General features: G+C 48.4%; 11 protein-coding genes. All 11 read left to right on the top strand.

Annotated features, from left to right (window positions below):
- Positions 1-297 precede the first annotated feature (297 nt).
- The gene (locus PPOP_RS21975; RefSeq protein ID WP_148277923.1) at positions 298-558 is read left to right on the top strand and encodes a hypothetical protein; all 261 of its coding nucleotides are present in this window, start codon (positions 298-300) and stop codon (positions 556-558) included.
- A 382-nt stretch (positions 559-940) separates the two neighbouring features.
- Positions 941-2,890 (top strand): peptidoglycan recognition protein family protein, encoded by a 1,950-nt coding sequence (locus PPOP_RS11465; protein ID WP_234399801.1) that lies wholly within the window; start codon positions 941-943, stop codon positions 2,888-2,890.
- A gap of 892 nt (positions 2,891-3,782) precedes the next feature.
- Positions 3,783-5,672: an N-acetylmuramoyl-L-alanine amidase gene (locus PPOP_RS11455; RefSeq protein WP_234399799.1), complete on the top strand. Its 1,890-nt coding sequence runs from the start codon at positions 3,783-3,785 to the stop codon at positions 5,670-5,672.
- A gap of 258 nt (positions 5,673-5,930) precedes the next feature.
- The gene (hemW, locus tag PPOP_RS11450; RefSeq protein ID WP_006286519.1) at positions 5,931-7,142 is read left to right on the top strand and encodes a radical SAM family heme chaperone HemW; all 1,212 of its coding nucleotides are present in this window, start codon (positions 5,931-5,933) and stop codon (positions 7,140-7,142) included.
- 312 nt (positions 7,143-7,454) lie between these two features.
- Positions 7,455-8,483 (top strand): heat-inducible transcriptional repressor HrcA, encoded by a 1,029-nt coding sequence (gene hrcA, locus PPOP_RS11445; protein WP_006286518.1) that lies wholly within the window; start codon positions 7,455-7,457, stop codon positions 8,481-8,483.
- A gap of 17 nt (positions 8,484-8,500) precedes the next feature.
- Entirely contained in the window at positions 8,501-10,069 is a 1,569-nt protein-coding gene (locus tag PPOP_RS11440; RefSeq protein WP_006286517.1) for a TCP-1/cpn60 chaperonin family protein, read from the top strand.
- A gap of 61 nt (positions 10,070-10,130) precedes the next feature.
- Positions 10,131-10,724: a nucleotide exchange factor GrpE gene (grpE, locus tag PPOP_RS11435; RefSeq protein ID WP_006286516.1), complete on the top strand. Its 594-nt coding sequence runs from the start codon at positions 10,131-10,133 to the stop codon at positions 10,722-10,724.
- A gap of 73 nt (positions 10,725-10,797) precedes the next feature.
- Complete coding sequence (gene dnaK, locus PPOP_RS11430; RefSeq protein WP_006286515.1) at positions 10,798-12,633, top strand: molecular chaperone DnaK; 1,836 nt, start codon at positions 10,798-10,800, stop codon at positions 12,631-12,633.
- A gap of 185 nt (positions 12,634-12,818) precedes the next feature.
- On the top strand, positions 12,819-13,943 hold the full coding sequence (gene dnaJ, locus PPOP_RS11425) for a molecular chaperone DnaJ (protein WP_006286514.1): 1,125 nt from the start codon (positions 12,819-12,821) through the stop codon (positions 13,941-13,943).
- A 668-nt stretch (positions 13,944-14,611) separates the two neighbouring features.
- Positions 14,612-16,390, top strand: coding sequence for an ABC transporter ATP-binding protein (locus PPOP_RS11420; protein WP_006286512.1), 1,779 nt, complete (start codon positions 14,612-14,614; stop codon positions 16,388-16,390).
- 563 nt (positions 16,391-16,953) lie between these two features.
- A complete protein-coding gene (locus tag PPOP_RS11415; RefSeq protein ID WP_042228517.1) occupies positions 16,954-18,453 on the top strand; it encodes an Eco57I restriction-modification methylase domain-containing protein in 1,500 nt (499 codons plus the stop codon).
- The last annotated feature ends 14 nt before the right edge of the window (positions 18,454-18,467 follow it).

Here is an 18,467-nt window from a genome sequence, read left to right as displayed (position 1 = left end):
AGTTGGGAGATGTTGGATAAACCCTAAAGTACCATATATTAGTTAATCAATTTGTAGGGGGTGTTTTTTTGTGCCATTTTACAGAACCCTTCTATTTCAGTGTAAAGAACTACATCCTGCTACTTCGTGCAAGGTGTCATTTTCGTACAAAAAAAGTTGTTTGATTTACTGTTGACAATCCAAACCGATAGTATTCATTGATGTCGTTATGCTTACTTGTTAGGAGTTACGAGTTTTCCTAAAGTGGTCAACTCCCTGTGGTGTCACCCGCTAGAGTAAGACATGGAGCATCTCCTTTTGTTGAAACAAGCAATCATACCTGCCCCAAGCATCAAAAAAGTTACAGACAGCCAGTCATTGTCGGCTTGTCTACTGCGAGTGCAGATGCTTATCTATATTAGACGAAGCCAATCAACAGAACATGACGATATTTCTCAAATATTTTTCGTTATCAACCAAACAGTTAGCGTTGCAGAACCTTACCGGCATAGATCACTTAAAACATCCATGGCTTCTCGCCACAACTCCGACATGAAAGTGGAGTTGGAGCTGGTTTAAGCCACAGTGCAATGTTTCCATACTGAACAACAGTCGTGGACGGATACAGTACGCAGCTTTTATCCCCAGTTATCTCCTGATGATTCCCATCATTATGTACTACATCTTGTTGTGCAAATGTACGCCCAGAATATAGGGAGTATAAAAATCGAGAAGTGTTGTGGCGAAAAGCTATAAAATTTGATTTACAAATCTCTACGATTATGCAATAATCGGAAAGGAAGGAGGAAAAATTTGGAATTACCTATCTTGATTTGGGGTTGTACGCTAGGTTACGAATCATAATTTTTACGGAAAAATAACAGCCAAAGCGCTTTTGTGGGGTACAACAATAAGTTATGTTGAAGATATGAAATGGGGGAGGAGGAAAAGCTGTTTTGTAATGACGCCCCACAGAAGTACAAAACAGCAAAATATGATGAAGAAAAAACTTTGTATAGCTCTTATTTCTCTAATGATGGGAACCAGTCAATTTGTTCATTTTTCTGGCATAGCGTTTGCCGGTACAAAAGGAGACTCTATTACCATGGAACAATCCATAAATGAGATAACTTTGCAACAACTATTTTCTAAGGTTGCCAAAGAATTCAACGTACCTGAGCATATTTTGCTTTCCGTTTCATATCATATGACAAGGTGGGAATCCCATAATGGAAAGCCTAGTACTTCAGGTGGATATGGTCCAATGCATTTAATAAGTCTAACCGGAGGACAGCAGGAAGACACAAATCAGGAGATCACCACCTCTACGCTAAAAGTAGCTGCTGACTTATTGGGGTTATCCCCGGATATATTAAAAGAGAACGTGTATCAGAATATAAGGGGAGGAGCAGCGCTTTTAGTAAAATATGTGACTGAAATCGTAGGGGGCATACCGGAACATGATTCAGATTGGTATGGTGCGATTGCAAAATATTACGCTTCAAATCAGGAAGTTCTTGCGGAAGATTTTGCGAATCAAGTTTATGAATCGATTAATGAGGGGGAAAAGCGCACTACTTCAGAGGGAGAACGAGTGTACTTATTTCCTAAGCAAGTAAAGCCTAATCTTAAAACTTTAAAACGGAGTCAGCAAAGGAATGGACAAAATAAGACTGCTGATTGTCCAAGTGACCTTCCTTGTCATTTTGTTCCTGCATTTCACCAACAATTAAGTGATGATCCTTCAAATTATGGTAATTATGATGTATCAGATCGTCCTACATTTGGTCCTGAAATTCGTTATATTATTATACATGATACAGAATGCAGCTATGATGAGGCAATAAATTGGTTTGCTACTCCTGCGTCTTATGTATCTGCACATTATGTTATCCGTTCAACCGATGGTGATATTACGCAAATGGTTGATACTAAAGATGTGCCATGGCACGCAGGGAATTGGTATTTTAACATGCATTCTATAGGTATAGAGCATGAAGGGCATGCATTAGAAGGAGCAACCTGGTATAGCGAGCCGATGTATCGGTCTTCTGCAAAGCTTGTTCGTTATATAGCAGAAAAATATAATATCCCGCTTGATCGTGCTCATATCTTTGGACATGCACAAATACCCGGAATTAATGAATCCCGACAAACAGGAATGCATTGGGATCCAGGTCCGTATTGGGATTGGGAACATTATATGGAATTGTTGGGATCAACTGTTGTTACTCATGATAATAAAGGCAAGATTGTTACACTTAAACCTGATTTCAAAACAAATAAGCAAACCATTAGTGACGCGGATCCGACGGTTCAACCGGCCAACTTTGTTTACCTATACGAACAACCAACTTTTGAAGCGCCGCTTTTTCGTGATCCAGCTCTAGGGATCGGCAATCAAACAGGCTCCTATTGGGGAGACAAACTTTTGACAGGAACCAGCTTTTATCTAGTAGAACAAAAAGGAGACTGGAATGCGATTTGGTTTGCGGGCAAGAAGGCTTGGTTTTATAATCCACAAAATCAATATACCATAAATACAAAAGGGACGATAATTACGCCGAAAAAGGGGAAAAAGGAAATTGATGTTTACGGTGCTGCTTTCCCGGAAAATAGCGCTTATCCACAAAATATTACGCCACCGGAAGTTGCCCCATTACAATATAAGATTTCGGAAGGTCAATTCTATGTAGCTGTGGAGAAGATGAATGGAGATTGGTATCATGCAAAAGTCTTTACGGAGTCACCGTATGGATTCCATACGGAAATAGTGGGTAAAGATGAATATTATCGAATTTACCTAAATCATCGATTTGGGTTTGTAAAAGCTTCTGACGTAGATGTGGTAAAACTGCAGGAACCGACAGCACCTACCAACCCTCAAGCGAGCAATAGTACAGAAAACTAGCGTGAAACTAACATGGGGTGCATCGAAAAGTATGAGGGAATTACGTCTTTCATCTGCTTCGTCCATTCCTGAAGGCGACGGCTTCGGTCACTGGGCGGACGGTTGAGCCGTTTGTAGTAGATGACAAATACTTTACCGACGGTCTTTCGCGAAGGAGTGCATCGCCTTTTTTAGGATCTCGTGTTCCTCCTGCCGTTCCCGGATACGCTTCTGCATTTCCCACATCTCTGGTGCTCCCCCGACTTGAACACCTGCGCGGCGGAGATTTCCGGCTCCTCCGCGCGTACTTCTTCATCCAGCCGTACAACCATTATCGTTGATCTTCAGCTCGCGGAAGTCATGATTGTTTTATCGAACCGTGGTTCATACAAAAAAAATCAAGAAGTGTTGTAGCGAACAGATATATATTTCCATTTACAAATCTCTACTAATATGAAATAATTCAAAAGTGTGGAGGAAAGATTTGGAGGTGATCTTTCTTTGTAACTGTGATTATCTACATTGCATTCACGACTCTATCAATGAGCTGAAGCATTTTTTGTGGGGCACAACAATAAGTTATGTTGAAAATGATGATATGGGGGAGGGGTAAAGGCTGTTTTGTAATGACAGAATGAGTTAAAAAGTAACACTCATGATTGGAATCGCATAAAATAAAATGGGTAACCACCGTTGAATTTAAGCAGGACGTTTGGTTGCTGAGTAGATTCCAATCTTTGTATTACAAGCAAAATGCCGGAAACTCTTAAAAACCGTGCTTTCTTCTGGTGGGTCAACCGATTGGCCAGCGTCCCAAAGAAGTACGAAACAGCACAACTTGTTATTATGGAGAAGTCGCCGCACGTAGCTTGATAATCTGTCTAATCTAAATAGATAAAAACAGCAAATTATTATGAAGAAAAAACTTTTTTTAGCTATTATCTCTATAATGATGGGAACCAGTCAATTTGTTTATCTTTCTGATGTAGCGTTTGCCGGCACAAGGGGAGACTCTATGACCATGGAACAATCCATAAATGAGATGACTTTACAACAACTATTTTCTACAGTTGCCAAAGAATTCAACGTACCTGAGCCTATTTTGCTTTCCGTTTCTTATAATCTGACAAGGTGGGAATCTCATAACGGAGAGCCTAGTACTTCAGGTGGATATGGCCCAATGCATTTATTAACTATAAACGGAGTAATGCGTGCAGAGAGCGATCAAGAGAATAACACTTCTCCGCTAGAAGTAGCTGCTAACTTATTGAAAGAATCACCGGATACATTAAAAAAAAGCGTGTATCAGAATATAAGGGGAGGAGCAGCGCTGTTAGCAAAATATGTGAAAGAAACAACAGGGGGGATACCGGAAAATGATTCAGATTGGTATGGTGCGGTTGCAAAATATTACCCTTCTAATCAGGAAGTTCATGCGGAAGATTTTGCGAATCGAGTCTATCAATCTATTAATCAGGGGGAAGAGCGTACAACCTTAGAGGGAGAACGAATGTACTTACCTCCTAAGGAAGTAAAGCCCAACCTCAACACTTTCAAACGTACTCAGCAAAGCAATGGACAAAATAAGGCTGCTGATTGTCCTAGTGACCTTGCTTGTCATTTTGTTCCTGCATTTCACCAACAAAAAAGTGAAAATCCTTCAAACTATGGTAATTATGATGTCGCAGATCGTCCTATATTTGGTCCTGACATTCGTTATATTGTCATCCATGATGCAGAAGGCTCCTATGATGGGACAATAGAATGGTTTGCTAATCCTGCTTCTGGTGTATCTGCACATTATGTGATCCGTTCATCCGATGGTGATATTACGCAAATGGTTGATACTAAAGATGTGCCATGGCACGCAGGGAATTGGTATTTTGGTATGCATTCTATAGGTATAGAGCATGAAGGGCATGCATTAGAAGGAGCAACCTGGTATAGCGAGCCGATGTATCGAGCTTCTGCCAAGCTAGTTCGTTATTTAGCAGAAAAATATAATATCCCGCTTGATCGTGCTCATATCTTTGGACATGAAGAAATACCCGGTGTAAATCAATCCCGACAAACAGGAATGCATTGGGATCCAGGTCCATTTTGGGATTGGGATCATTATATGGAATTGGTGGGATCGACTGCAATTTCTAATAATAATAGTGGCAATATTGTTACAATTAAACTTGATTTCAAAACGAATAACCAAACCATTAGTGACGCAGATCCGACGGTTCAACCGGCCAACTTTGTTTACCTTTACGAACAACCAACTTTTGAATCGCCGCTTTTTCCTGATCCAGCTTTAGGGCTCGGTACGCAAACAGCCTGCCATTGGGGAGACAAACTTTTGACAGGAACCAGCTTTTATCTAGCAGAACAAGAAGGAGACTGGAATGCGATTTGGTTTGCGGGCAAGAAGGCTTGGTTTTATAATCCACAAAATCAATATACGATAAATACAAAAGGGACGATAATTACGCCGAAAAAGGGGAAAAAGGAAATTGATGTTTACGGGGCTGCTTACCCGGAAATGAGCGCTTATCCAAAAGATATTACTCCAGATAAAATTAACCCATTACAATATAAGATTTCGGAAGGTCAATTTTATGTAGCTGTTGAGAAGATGAAAGCGGATTCGTATATTGCAAAAGTCTTTTCGGAGTCGCCGTATGGAGTCAATACGATGATATTGGGTAATGACGAATATTATCGAATTCACTTTAATCATCGATTTGGGTTTGTAAAAGCTTCTGACGTAGATGTGGTGGATTTGGAAGAACCGACAGCACCGACCAACCTTTAAGCGAGCAATATTACACAAAAATAGCGTCAAGCTAATAATTTTACTTGCCTTTGCGGATGGAACAACACGGACCCATACTGTAGCTGTAAATGAGACGCTACCGAACGGGATGGTGCTGAAGCTGTAGAGCAGCCTGCGTTGTGCGAATGGCTAGAATATGATACCTTTGTCGTACTGCTTGGGGTTCGGCAGCGAGATCAAGATCGGATTTCCCAAGTCTGTACTAATGCCAGTGATGGGATGAATTAGGAGGATATCATGGCACATATTGCCGAGCCACAACTTCGAGATCAACCAGAGAAGGTTCGCGCTCCGCGCGCGGTTTATATCCATATTCCGTTCTGCACGAATAAATGTTATTACTGTGACTTCAATTCCTACGTGTTGAAGGGACAGCCGGTGATGGGCTACTTGAGAGCGATGGAGCAAGAAATGGAACATGCCGTTCAGCAGCATCTCCCCGGTGTGATTGATTCGATATTCGTCGGCGGAGGAACGCCGACCGTATTGACGCCGGAGCAGATGGAGTATTTTCTGGCCTCGGTGCGGCGCGCCTTTCCGCAGTGGAGTCCGGATATCGAGTTCACGATGGAAGCCAATCCCGGCACAACCGGTACGGACAAGCTGGAGGTCATGCGGGAGGGCGGCGTGAACCGGATCAGCTTCGGGGTGCAGTCCTTCAACAATGAGCTGCTGACCGGCATCGGCCGTATCCATAATACGGATGATGTGTACCGCAGCATCGACAACGCGAAGCGGGCTGGCTTCGCCAATATGTCCATCGACCTGATGTTCGGCCTGCCGAACCAGACGGTCGAGATGGTCGAGCATAGCGTCGAGAAGGCACTGGAGCTCGCTCTCCCTCATCTGTCCATTTATAGCCTGAAGGTGGAACAGAACACGCTGTTCCATGCGATGTACCAACGCAATGAGTTGCCGCTTCCGAGCGAGGAAGCGGAACTGGACATGTATATGCTCATTATGGAACGAATGAAGACGGCCGGCTATGAGCAGTACGAGATCAGCAACTTCGCGCGGCCAGGCTACGCGAGCCGGCATAATACGACCTATTGGCGCAATGAGGACTATTATGGCCTCGGCGCCGGTGCGCATGGATATGTCGGCCGGCAGCGTTATCTGAACATCAAGGGCGTCACTCCGTATAATGACGCCTGCAAGCAAGGCTTGCCGCGGCTGGATTCATTCCGGGTCAAGGAAGCGGAAGCGATGGAAGATTTCATGATGGTTGGCCTGCGGATGCTGGAAGGGGTAAGCAGCGAGCGCTTCGCGGAGCAATTTGACGGCGCGCTGCTTGACCAAGTATTCGCTCAGCCGATTCAGCGGCTGCTGAAGAAGGGGCTGCTGAAGCCGACGGAAGCGGGCTATCGGCTGACAGATCAGGGCCTGTTGTTCGGCAATGACGTGTTCGCCGCTTTTGTCGGTGCACTGGAACAAGGATCGAAGCAATAAGGAACGAAGAAAGATCGATTGGCAAATATCCGTTGGCGGCCGCCGCAGCTTGATTGAATCGGGCTGCGGCGGTTTTCATTATCTTTGACAGCCAAAAACGAGGGTTAGCGCTTCAGCACCAAACGCATAAAGGGGCAGCCGTTCATTTGAGGAATAATAGCAAGCCGCGAACTTGAAGAAAGATCAATGTACGCCCAATGTACCGAACTGACTTGACAATTGTCTTGTCCGTTTGGTATTTTTGTAGTGGCGGTTAGCACTCGACGATGATGAGTGCTAACGGATATCCAGCTACATCTAAGGAGGGAGCGCATGTTGACGGAACGCCAGCGTATGATTTTGAATGCCATCATAGATGATTATATCCGTTCTGCGGAGCCAGTCGGATCTCGTAGTATATCGAAGCGGGGCAACGTGAATTTCAGCCCGGCTACGATTCGCAACGAGATGGCCGATCTGGAAGAGCTCGGTTATCTGGAGCAGCCGCATACGTCAGCAGGGCGCATCCCATCTCATAAAGGGTACCGTTATTATGTCGATCATCTCGTTCGTCTTGATCGCCTGTCCAGCGAAGACGTCACGCGGTTGAAATCCGTCTTCGCGGAAAAGATAACAGCGATGGAAGAGATTATGCAGCATACGGCATCGATTTTATCTCATTTGACCAATTATACGTCAATCGCGCTGGGGCCGGAAGTTTTCGACGCCTCGCTTCGTCATTTTCAACTGCTGCCGCTGAATGAGAATACGGCAGTCGCGATTGTCGTGACGAGCACGGGCTATGTTGAGAACAAGACCGTCACGCTGCCGGAGGGCGTCTCCGCTTCTGAGCTGGAGACCGTGGTCAACCTGCTGAACTCTAAGCTTGTTGGGGTTCCTCTATATAAGCTGCGTGCGCAACTGTATAACGAGATTGGACAGGAAATGAGCCAATATGTGTCGCATGTCCAGGAGCTGATGGCGCTCGCAGAAAGCATTTTGGCCGACAATAACGACCATCGGCAAATCTATTTGAGCGGGGCGACGAACATGCTGACCCAGCCTGAATTCCAGGATGTCGACAAGATCAAGACGATCTGGGGGCTGCTCGAGGAGACGCCGGCCTTGATCAAGGTCATGGGCTCCGCCCCTTCCGGCATCCAGGTCCGCATCGGCCAAGAGAATGCGCATGTCGCGATTACGAACTGCAGCATGATTACCGCAACTTATTCGGTCGACGGTCAGACGCTGGGTACGGTCGGCATCCTGGGGCCGACCCGAATGGAGTATGCGAAGGTCATCACACTGATGAACCATCTGTCCAGCCAAATGGCGGTATTCATGCATCAATGGTATAAATAATCGGGAGGGGGCGGCTTGTGACTCAAGGACAAGTACAGGATACCGATGATCGCTATGCGACGCTCCTGAATAATGCCAATGCCGTCCGGGCGCTCAGCTCGGCTATCGAGGGCACGCTCGGCCCGAAGGGGTTGGACGTCATGCTGGTCGGCGCGAATGGCGACGTCGTCATTACCAATGACGGCGTTACCATTTTGGAGAAAATGGATGTGAGCCATCCGGCGGCCCGGCTGCTCATTCAGGTGGCGCGCGCCCAGCAGAGCGAGGTCGGCGACGGTACGACGACGGCGACGTTATTGGCCGGTGCGCTGGTGCAGGAAGGCGTGGCCCAGGTGACGAGAGGAGTACCCGCGGCGAAGGTCGTGACCGGGATGCTGGAGGGCATCCGCGTCGCGGCCGACCGGCTGGCGGAACGCGCACTTCGGCTCGACGGCTGGGATGACCCGAAGCTGCGCCACGCGGTACATATCGCGGGCCGGGAGCAGACCGACATCGTCCGCCTAGTGCTGGAGGCGGGACAGGCGACAGGTTGGGAGCAACTGGAGAATCCTGCCTATCGGCTCGCGGAGCAGATTGTCGCGCACGAGAAGGCGAGCAATGAATGGTTCCACGGCGTGCTCCTGAAGCAGAAGCCGCTGCAGCGGGATTGGCTGACGGACCGGACCGGGTGCCGCGTCCTTATCCTGCAGGATGCACTCGAACCGGACACGCTCGACGAGCAACTGCTTACGACCGAAGCCGGCTTTCAGCAGTATATGGCTCACCGCTCCGCCTTCATGGAGCGGCTACAGCGTCTTCACGAGCTGGGGGTCGGCTTCCTCGTGCTGGAGCGAGGCCTTCATCCGGAAGCGGAACAATTTTGCCTCGACCATGATATGATGGTCGTGCAGCGAGTCAGCCGCGAAGATATTATGCGCGTCTGCCGCCTAACGGGCGGCAAGCCGTTGAAGCGCGCCGCCCTGGCTAAGGCGTCGGCGGTGCTGGAGCCGCTGCTCGGCCGCACCGCCTGCGTGCGCTACGATGAGCGCCTGGAGCGCGTGCGGCTGTATGCCCCGCAGACGGCGCTCAACTCTACATTCCCGCCGGAGCCGGCGGGAATGTACCGTGCGCAGGTGACGCTCATCGTGGGCGCGAGCACGCGCGAGGTTGTGGGCGAGCGGGCGCGCATCGCCCAGGATGCCGCCGCAGCGCTGCAAGCCGCGATCCAGAGCGGCGTCCTGCCGGGCGGCGGCACGACGGAGCTGGCGCTCTCCTATATGCTGGAGCGCTACAGGGAGACTGTCCGCGGCATGGAAGCCTTCGGTGTGGTCGCAGTAGCGCAGGCGCTGCGCAAGCCGATGGCCCAGATTGTGCTCAACGCCGGCTTCAACCCACTGGAGAAGCTGGAGGAAGCGCGGGCGGCGCAGACCGCTTCTGCATCCGATGCCATCGGCATTGACTGTGACAGCGGAGCGCTGCTTGATTATGTCGAGGCCGGCATCGTCGACCCGGTCGCCGTGAAGCTCCATGCGCTGCGTACCGCCGGAGAAGTGGCCGCCGCCGTGCTGCGGATTCACACGGTTATTAAGATGAAGCCGGAAGCATAAGGCTCCGGCTTCCCGGAGCAGGAAAATAGAAAGCTTGACTACATTTAGGGAGGTGCAAGGATTGAACCCAGAACAAGAAGAGAAGATCGAGAGGAACGATCAGGTGGACTCGGAGGCTGTAGAGATAGACGACGTTGAACATAACCAGGTGGCCGGAGAGATAACCGAAGCAGAAGGCAAGGCAGCGGAGGAAGTACAGGGCGAGTCGGCAGAGCTGAAGGAGGCCCATGCGCAAGCGGAGGAGCTTCAGCAGCGCCTGCAGCGTGCCCAGGCGGATTTCGATAATTTCCGCCGCCGTACGGTGAAGGAGAAGGAAGAACTGGCTCAGTACGCATCTTCCAAGCTGGTGACCGAGTTGCTTCCGGTGCTCGACAACTTCGAGCGCGCCTTGGTAGCAGTGCAGACGGGCAGCGAGGAGCAATCGTTCGTCAAAGGAGTGGACATGATCTTCCGCCAATTCATGCAGGTGCTAGAGCAGGAAGGCGTGAAGGCGATGAACGCCGTCGGCGAGCCGTTCAACCCGGAATTCCATCAGGCGATTATGCAGGTGGAGTCGGAAGAGCAAGAGGAAGGCATCGTCGTGGAAGAAGTCCAAAAGGGCTATATGCTCAACGAGCGGGTGCTTCGCCCGGCCATGGTCAAGGTAAGCGGCTAAAAGATCGTTCACATGCTATCCGCTTAGTTAATATGAATATAGATTGAGAGCCAGTTGAGGAGGTTACATTGCAATGAGTAAAGTTATCGGTATTGACTTGGGAACAACAAACTCTTGTGTTGCGGTAATGGAGGGCGGCGAAGCCGTCGTCATTCCGAATCCGGAAGGCACCCGCACAACCGCTTCGGTTGTCGGCTTCAAAAAAGACGGCGAGCGCATCGTCGGAGATACGGCCAAGCGCCAGGCGATTACGAACCCGGATCGCACGATCAGCTCGATTAAACGTCATATGGGCACGGCATATAAGACGACGATCGACGACAAATCCTTCACGCCGCAAGAAATCTCTGCCATAATTCTGCAGAAGCTCAAGTCCGACGCAGAGGCTTATTTGGGCCAAACGGTAACGCAAGCGGTTATTACCGTGCCGGCGTACTTCAACGATTCCCAGCGCCAGGCGACGAAGGATGCCGGCAAGATCGCAGGTTTGGATGTGCTCCGCATCGTGAACGAGCCGACAGCGGCCGCGCTTGCCTACGGCGCAGACAAAGAAACCGACCATACCATTCTCGTCTACGACTTGGGCGGAGGCACATTCGACGTGTCAATCCTCGAATTGGGCGACGGCTTCTTCGAAGTGAAAGCGACGAGCGGTGATAACCAGTTGGGCGGAGACGACTTCGACCAAGTGATTATCGACTACTTGGTAGCGGAGTTCAAAAAAGAGCAAGGTATTGATCTGAGCAAAGACAAAGCGGCTGTGCAGCGTCTAAAGGATGCGGCGGAAAAAGCGAAAAAAGAGCTGTCCGGCGTATTGACGACGATGATCAGCCTGCCGTTCATCACGGTCGTCGACGGCGTGCCTCAGCACTTGGAGCTGAACCTGACGCGCGCCAAGTTCGAGGAACTATCCGCGCATCTGGTTGAGCGTACGCTCGGCCCGACGCGCCAAGCGCTGCAGGATGCGGGCATGACTCCATCCGATATCGACAAAGTCGTACTCGTCGGCGGATCGATCCGGATTCCAGCCGTTCAGGAAGCGATCAAAAAACTGATCGGCAAAGAGCCGCATAAAGGCGTGAATCCGGATGAGGTCGTCGCTCGGGGCGCAGCCGTGCAGGCGGGCGTACTGACCGGCGATGTGAAGGACGTCGTTCTGCTCGACGTCACTCCGCTCTCCCTTGGTATTGAGACAGCGGGCGGCGTATTTACGAAGATGATCGAGCGCAATACGACGATCCCGACGGACAAGTCGCAGACCTTCTCGACGTATGCGGACAATCAGACGAGCGTCGAGATTCATGTCCTACAAGGGGAGCGTTCGATGGCGGCGGATAACAAGACGCTGGGACGCTTCATGTTGGGAGACATTCCTCCAGCGCCGCGCGGCGTGCCGCAGATCGAAGTTACGTTCGATATCGACGCGAACGGGATCGTCAAAGTATCTGCGAAGGACAAAGGAACCGGCAAGATGCAGAACATTACGATCACGTCCTCCAGCGGCTTGAACGACGATGAAATCGACCGCATGATGAAGGAAGCGGAATTGCACGCAGAAGAAGACAAGCAGCGCAAAGAAATGGTCGAAGTGAAGAACAACGCCGACCAATTGGTATATTCGACAGAGAAAACGTTGAAGGATCTGGGCGACAAGGTTGACCAAGCCGAGATCGACAAGGCGAACGAAGCCAAGGAAAATGTGAAGAAGGCGCTCGAAAGCGACAATATCGACGAGATCAAAGCGGCGACCGACAAGCTGTCTGAAGTCGTGCAGCAATTATCCGTGAAGCTGTATGAGCAGGCGGCGCAAGCGCAGCAGGCTGGTCAAGAGCAAGCGAATGACGGCGCGGCCCAAAAGGATAATGTAGTCGATGCCGATTACGAAGTCGTGGACGAAGACAAGAAATAAGCGCGGATGAACAGGGTCAAAGCCGGGTTTCACCCGGCTTTGGCTTTGCCTGTTTACGATGAAGACTGCAGAACGGCATGGCGTGTAGGCCATGCGGCACTTGTCCGGCAACGCGGCCCGTTCTGCCGGTTGCAGCGGAACGGATGCGGGATACCGGGCTTTTAAGTTGCAATGGGGGTGGAAGAGTGGCGCAAAAGCGAGATTATTATGAAGTGCTCGGCGTAAGCAAAGGGGCTAGCGACGACGAAATCAAAAAAGCCTACCGGAAGCTTGCGCGTCAATATCACCCTGACGTGAACAAGGCAGCGGACGCGGAAGAGAAGTTCAAGGAAGTCAAGGAAGCGTTCGATGTGCTTGGGGACGATCAGAAGCGGGCGATGTATGACCAGTACGGGCATGTAGATCCGAATCAAGGCATGGGCGGAGGCGGGTTCTCCGGGGATTTCGGCGGATTCGGCGACATATTCGATATGTTCTTCGGCGGCGGAGGACGCACCCGCGATCCGAATGCGCCACAGCGAGGCAGTGATCTGCAGTATACGATGCAGATTGAATTCAAGGAAGCCGTCTTCGGCAAAGAGACGGATATTACGATTCCGCGGACCGAGCAGTGCGACACCTGCTTCGGGACCGGGGCGAAGCCTGGTACGAAGCCGGATACCTGCTCGACCTGCCATGGAACGGGACAGCAGGAGGTCGTGCAAAATACGGCGTTCGGCCGCATGGTCAATCGGCGTCCTTGCACGGTATGTCAAGGCAAGGGCAAAATCATTCGCGAGAAATGCGGCACCTGCCATGGCAGCGGAAGCGTGAAGAAGCAGCGCGTCATTCATGTACGCATTCCGGCAGGAGTAGACGATGGAGCCCAACTGCGCATGAGCGGAGAAGGCGAGAGCGGATCGCGCGGCGGTCCGAACGGCGACTTGTACATTGTCATCCGCGTGAAGCCGCATGAATTTTTCGAACGCGATGCCGACGATATCTACTGCGAGGTGCCGCTCACATTCGCTCAGGCGGCGCTCGGCGACGAGATTGAGATTCCGACGCTGACCGATAGAGTCAAGCTCAAAATTCCGGCCGGCACGCAGACAGGGACCTTCTTCCGACTGCGCGGCAAAGGCGTTCCGCGACTGCGGGGCCACGGGCAAGGCGATCAGCATGTCAAGGTTGTTATCGTGACGCCGACGAAACTGAATGACGAACAGAAAGAGATACTTCGACAGTTCGCGGCCAGCGGCGGTGAGCAAACGAACGGCGGGCACGAGGAATCGTTCTTCGACCGAATGAAGCGGGCGTTCCGGGGAGACTAGACCTCAGGCCTACTTGATCAAATGGTCCATATCATTTATCATACGAGTATTAGTTCATTACATGGGTGTGAGATACGGATCAAGACCACAACGGCGCATAGAGAACACTCTATGCGATTGTTGTGGTCTTATTTTATTTTTGGACGCGCTTTTTCATCGAAATCGTGGTACCCAGTTTCACGCTTGAAACTCCTTCCTCTATAGAAATAAACGAATCCATTCTGTCTAGCTAGGGATTTTGACTATAATCTACGGTACTTTGAAGTCAAAAAATTGTGTCTACTGTCCGATAGATATATATAGCGCCTTCTAATTCAAGCCAAGCATGCAGTCTAATATATTCTTTCCCTTGATAACGACCCAAGAGGATTATTTTCTTAGGGACATCATTGTATTTTTTCCGATAGTACTCCCCGAATATTCGGGTCATGGTTTTTTACCGAGTTGGCAGCTTCAACAAGGTAAAAGCACATGAATCGGTTTTGTCAATCAGCTTCGGATGAATGGTGAACACCTTGGTATATTTCAGTTGCTGAAGGGCTTCACCCTCATGCAAAATGAATTACACTGTGCAGACTGAAAATTTTGAAGGCATTCTATATTCCTGTAAAGCACTGGAATAAGACTCAAAACTGCCTTCAGGAAATACGATACGAGGAGTCGTTGTTATGGAGAATGAAATCGAACAGACGAAAGGCACGATAGGCAATTGGCGTCAATTTCTGAAGCTCATTAATGAGACCAAGCCACCCAAGGCTATGTTATTCGTCGCTTTGCTGATGAGCATCGGCGGGGCTGCCGTATCGCTCGTTATTCCGCTATTCACGAAGGGGATGGTCGACAACTTCTCAACGTTGCAGTTGAATACGCTGCAAATTGCGGGATTGGCTATCGCGTTGATCACCCAGACCGTGGCCGCCGGCTTGTCCATCTATTTGCTCAATCTTGTCGGACAGCGCGTGGTTGCCGGCTTGCGTGATCGGCTGTGGAAAAAGATGCTGGTGCTGCCGGTGTCATACTATGACCGGAACAAGACGGGCGAGACCGTCAGCCGCATCACGAATGATACGGGAATTGTGAAAGGGTTCATTACGGATCATCTGTCAAGTTTATTCACTGGCATCATCTCCGTCATCGGCTCGTTCATCGTATTGTTGTATCTCGATTGGCAAATGACGGTGATTATGCTCGTCATCATTCCGCTCGCCGCCTTGGTGCTGTTCCCGCTCGGCAAGCAAATGTTCAACATTTCCAAAGGACTGCAAAATGAGACAGCTTCCTTCACGGCTATGTTAAGTCAAGTGCTGGCGGAAATTCGCTTGGTGAAAGCATCCAATGCGGAAGCAAGAGAGTATGAGAATGGGCGCAAGGCGATTAACAATCTGCTTCGGTTCGGCATGAAGGAAGGCGCCATACAGGCGATGATCTCCCCAATTATGTCGTTCGTGCTGATGGTGCTGCTTGTCGTCATTGTTGGCTATGGCGGCATGCGCGTCTCATCAGGGGCGCTGACTGCGGGAGAACTGGTCGCCTTTATTCTATACTTGATTCAGATTGTGTTGCCAATGAGCCAGTTGTCCATGTTCTTCACCCAGCTTCAAAAAGCGATTGGAGCAACTGATCATATGGCTGCGATTTTACAGGAGCCGGAAGAAGATCATGTGCATGGGAAAGAGGCCGGGCAAGCGAATATGCCGATTCATGCCGAGCATGTGTACTTTTCCTATGGCGAAGGAAAGCCTGTACTTGAGGATGTCAGCTTCACGATCAGTCCGGGCAAGGTAACGGCTATTGTTGGACCAAGCGGGAGCGGGAAGACGACGCTGTTCTCGCTTCTGGAGCGATTCTACCTGCCAACTACCGGCGCCATCAAGCTGGGGAATGAAGAAATCAATGAAATCACGCTGCATTCTTGGCGCTCTCTGATCGGTTATGTGTCGCAAGAGAGCCCGCTGATTGACGGAACAATTCGCGATAATATTTGTTATGGGATGGATCGGGATGTAACAGACGAGGAGTTGAAGCGAGCCGCCGCCATGGCTTATGCGGAAGGGTTCATTGAAGAACTGTCCGACGGATACAAGACGGAAGTGGGCGAACGGGGCATGAAGCTGTCAGGCGGCCAGCGCCAACGGATTGCCATCGCGCGGGCGCTACTTCGTAATCCGCACGTCCTGATGCTGGATGAGGCGACGTCGAGCTTGGACAGCAAGTCCGAGATTGTCGTTCAGAAGGCGCTGAACAATCTAATGAAGGGACGGACGACGCTTGTGATTGCCCACCGGCTGTCTACTGTCGTAGATGCGGATCAGATTCTATTCATCGACAAAGGCAAGTTGACAGGATGCGGTACGCATGAACAATTGCTGGAGAGCCATTCCATGTATCGGGAGTTCGCAACGCAGCAGCTGAAAATTCAGGAGCAGCACGGAGGCTCAGAGCGGTAACAGTTCCGCCAACGAGAAGGGTGACTGACCACACAACGATACGTTCTGGGTGCTGCTGTCGTTGCCATGCGTTTGAAGGAAGACGAGCACACGACACGGATTCTTGTCAATCTGAACAAAAGCTCTTTGAACTGAACAAAGAAAAAACGAGTGATGTTGAACTGCAAAATGGCTCGTGGCCTCTTACACACTCGTTGTCAGGTTCGCGGAAAAACCACAAGGGCATTTAGCGAATCTCTATTGATTGAGGCACACAAGTGCAGCAATTTGCAAGTTTTATTAAATTATTTTGGCCGGAGCATGATTTGATGCTTCTTTGGGCTACACCAAAACCCAGTATTTACCAACGCTTACCTTGGACTGCATAGGTCATGGCAATAAGATGTAGATTCCCAATTTTGGATCATCCAGAGAGGGTTAGGGTTTCCTAACCCTTTTCTGATTATGTAAAAAGAATATTCTAGGTCTTCAATTCTAACCACTTCAGTTTCTTTTTCCATTCCAGTTACTACGTTTCAGTACCGATTATTATGTACTGCGTGTTTCTGTGTTAGAATTAGACCATTTCGTACGGAAAAAGTGTCCCTAAGAACTTTAGAAAAAAAATCGGACAATTTTTTACCCCACCATCCATTGCAAACTATATGGCAAGTTTAATGGTATACAATCGATCGAGTATAAAAATTTTTGATGCTGGTGCAGGGACAGGTATTCTTACGGGTGCTTTATGCGAAAAAATATGTGAAAACAATAATATTGTTCAGGTGCATATTGACCTATACGAAAACAATGAAGATGTATTACCAATCTTGGTAGAGAATATTGAGTTTATTCGTACAATTTTAGAACAGAGAGGGAAACAGTTTACCTATGCGATCATTCAAGAGAATTTCATATTAAGTAACGCTGATTATTGGAACAACATCGAAAAGAAAGATGAAGATACTCTTTATGATGTAATTATATCCAATCCTCCGTATAAGAAAATAGCAAAAGCAGAACAAGAATCTGCAGTAATGGATACAGTGGTTTATGGACAACCTAATATCTATTTTCTTTTCATGGCAATGTCAGCAAAGTTATTAAAAAAAGATGGGCAATTAATTTTTATTACGCCACGAAGTTTTACTTCGGGAGCTTATTTTAAAAGGTTCCGTCAATGGTTCTTCAATAATGTTCGATTGACAAATCTCCATTTGTTTAATTCAAGAGATGATATATTTTATGGAGATGATATTTTGCAAGAAGCAGTCATCTTGAAGGCTTTAAAAACTAAAAATAAAGTTGATACAATTATGGTGTCTTCCAGTAAGAATATGCACTTTAAAGAGAATATCGTCCATGAAGTACCCTATGGTACCATGGTTGAAGCAGATTCAGATAACATGTTTATTATGATTCCAACAACAAAAGAAGAAATTAATCTGCTAAATACAATGAAGAATTGGAAATACAACCTTCTAAGTTTAGGGTTTAAGTTGAAGACTGGACCTGTTGTGGATTTTAGAGCGACGGAGTTACTAAGTGAAGAATCAGGAAAAAATTCAGTCCCACTTTTATGGGCAAATCATTTCACTAATCTTCGTATAAATTTTCCTTGTATAGACTCTAAAAATCCTCAATATATTGTTAATACAGAAGAGAGTAAAAGTCTTTTATTGGATAACAAAGATTATATTCTTGTCAAACGATTCACAAGTAAAGAAGAAAGAAGAAGAGTTCAATGTTCGTTGTATTTCTCTGAGGCTATTACTTCTCCCTTGATTGGAATCGAGAATCACTTGAATTATGTGGCAAAGCTCAAAGGAGAAATAACAAAAGAGGAAATGTACGGACTATTTGCGTTAATGAATAGTACTTTTATCGATAGTTATTATCGGATTCTCAATGGAAGTACGCAGGTTAATGCGACAGAGGTCAATGCCATTCCACTTCCCTCTCTACAAGATGTTAAGTGTATTGGGGATCAATTGTTGCGAATGGATGGTCTTTCCACGGAGACGTGTGATACTATTATATTAAAGTATTTTTTAGTCGAAGATAACCAAGCTGCCGCTGTGTAAGGGGAGTATGAAAC

It is taken from the genome of Paenibacillus popilliae ATCC 14706 (assembly GCF_000315235.1).
GTDB classification, from domain to species: Bacteria; Bacillota; Bacilli; order Paenibacillales; family Paenibacillaceae; genus Paenibacillus_B; species Paenibacillus_B popilliae.
Note: the sequence above shows the minus strand (reverse complement) of the source record. Positions and strands in the feature narration are given on the sequence as shown.

What these genes read in the sequence shown, in the direction of transcription:
- dnaK (WP_006286515.1), top strand. Translation starts at nt 10,798, where the DNA reads ATGAGTAAAGTTATCGGTATTGACTTGGGAACAACAAACTCTTGTGTT.
- hrcA (WP_006286518.1), top strand. Translation starts at nt 7,455, where the DNA reads ATGTTGACGGAACGCCAGCGTATGATTTTGAATGCCATCATAGATGAT.
- PPOP_RS11465 (WP_234399801.1), top strand. Translation starts at nt 941, where the DNA reads ATGACGCCCCACAGAAGTACAAAACAGCAAAATATGATGAAGAAAAAA.
- hemW (WP_006286519.1), top strand. Translation starts at nt 5,931, where the DNA reads ATGGCACATATTGCCGAGCCACAACTTCGAGATCAACCAGAGAAGGTT.
- PPOP_RS11455 (WP_234399799.1), top strand. Translation starts at nt 3,783, where the DNA reads ATGAAGAAAAAACTTTTTTTAGCTATTATCTCTATAATGATGGGAACC.
- PPOP_RS11420 (WP_006286512.1), top strand. Translation starts at nt 14,612, where the DNA reads ATGGAGAATGAAATCGAACAGACGAAAGGCACGATAGGCAATTGGCGT.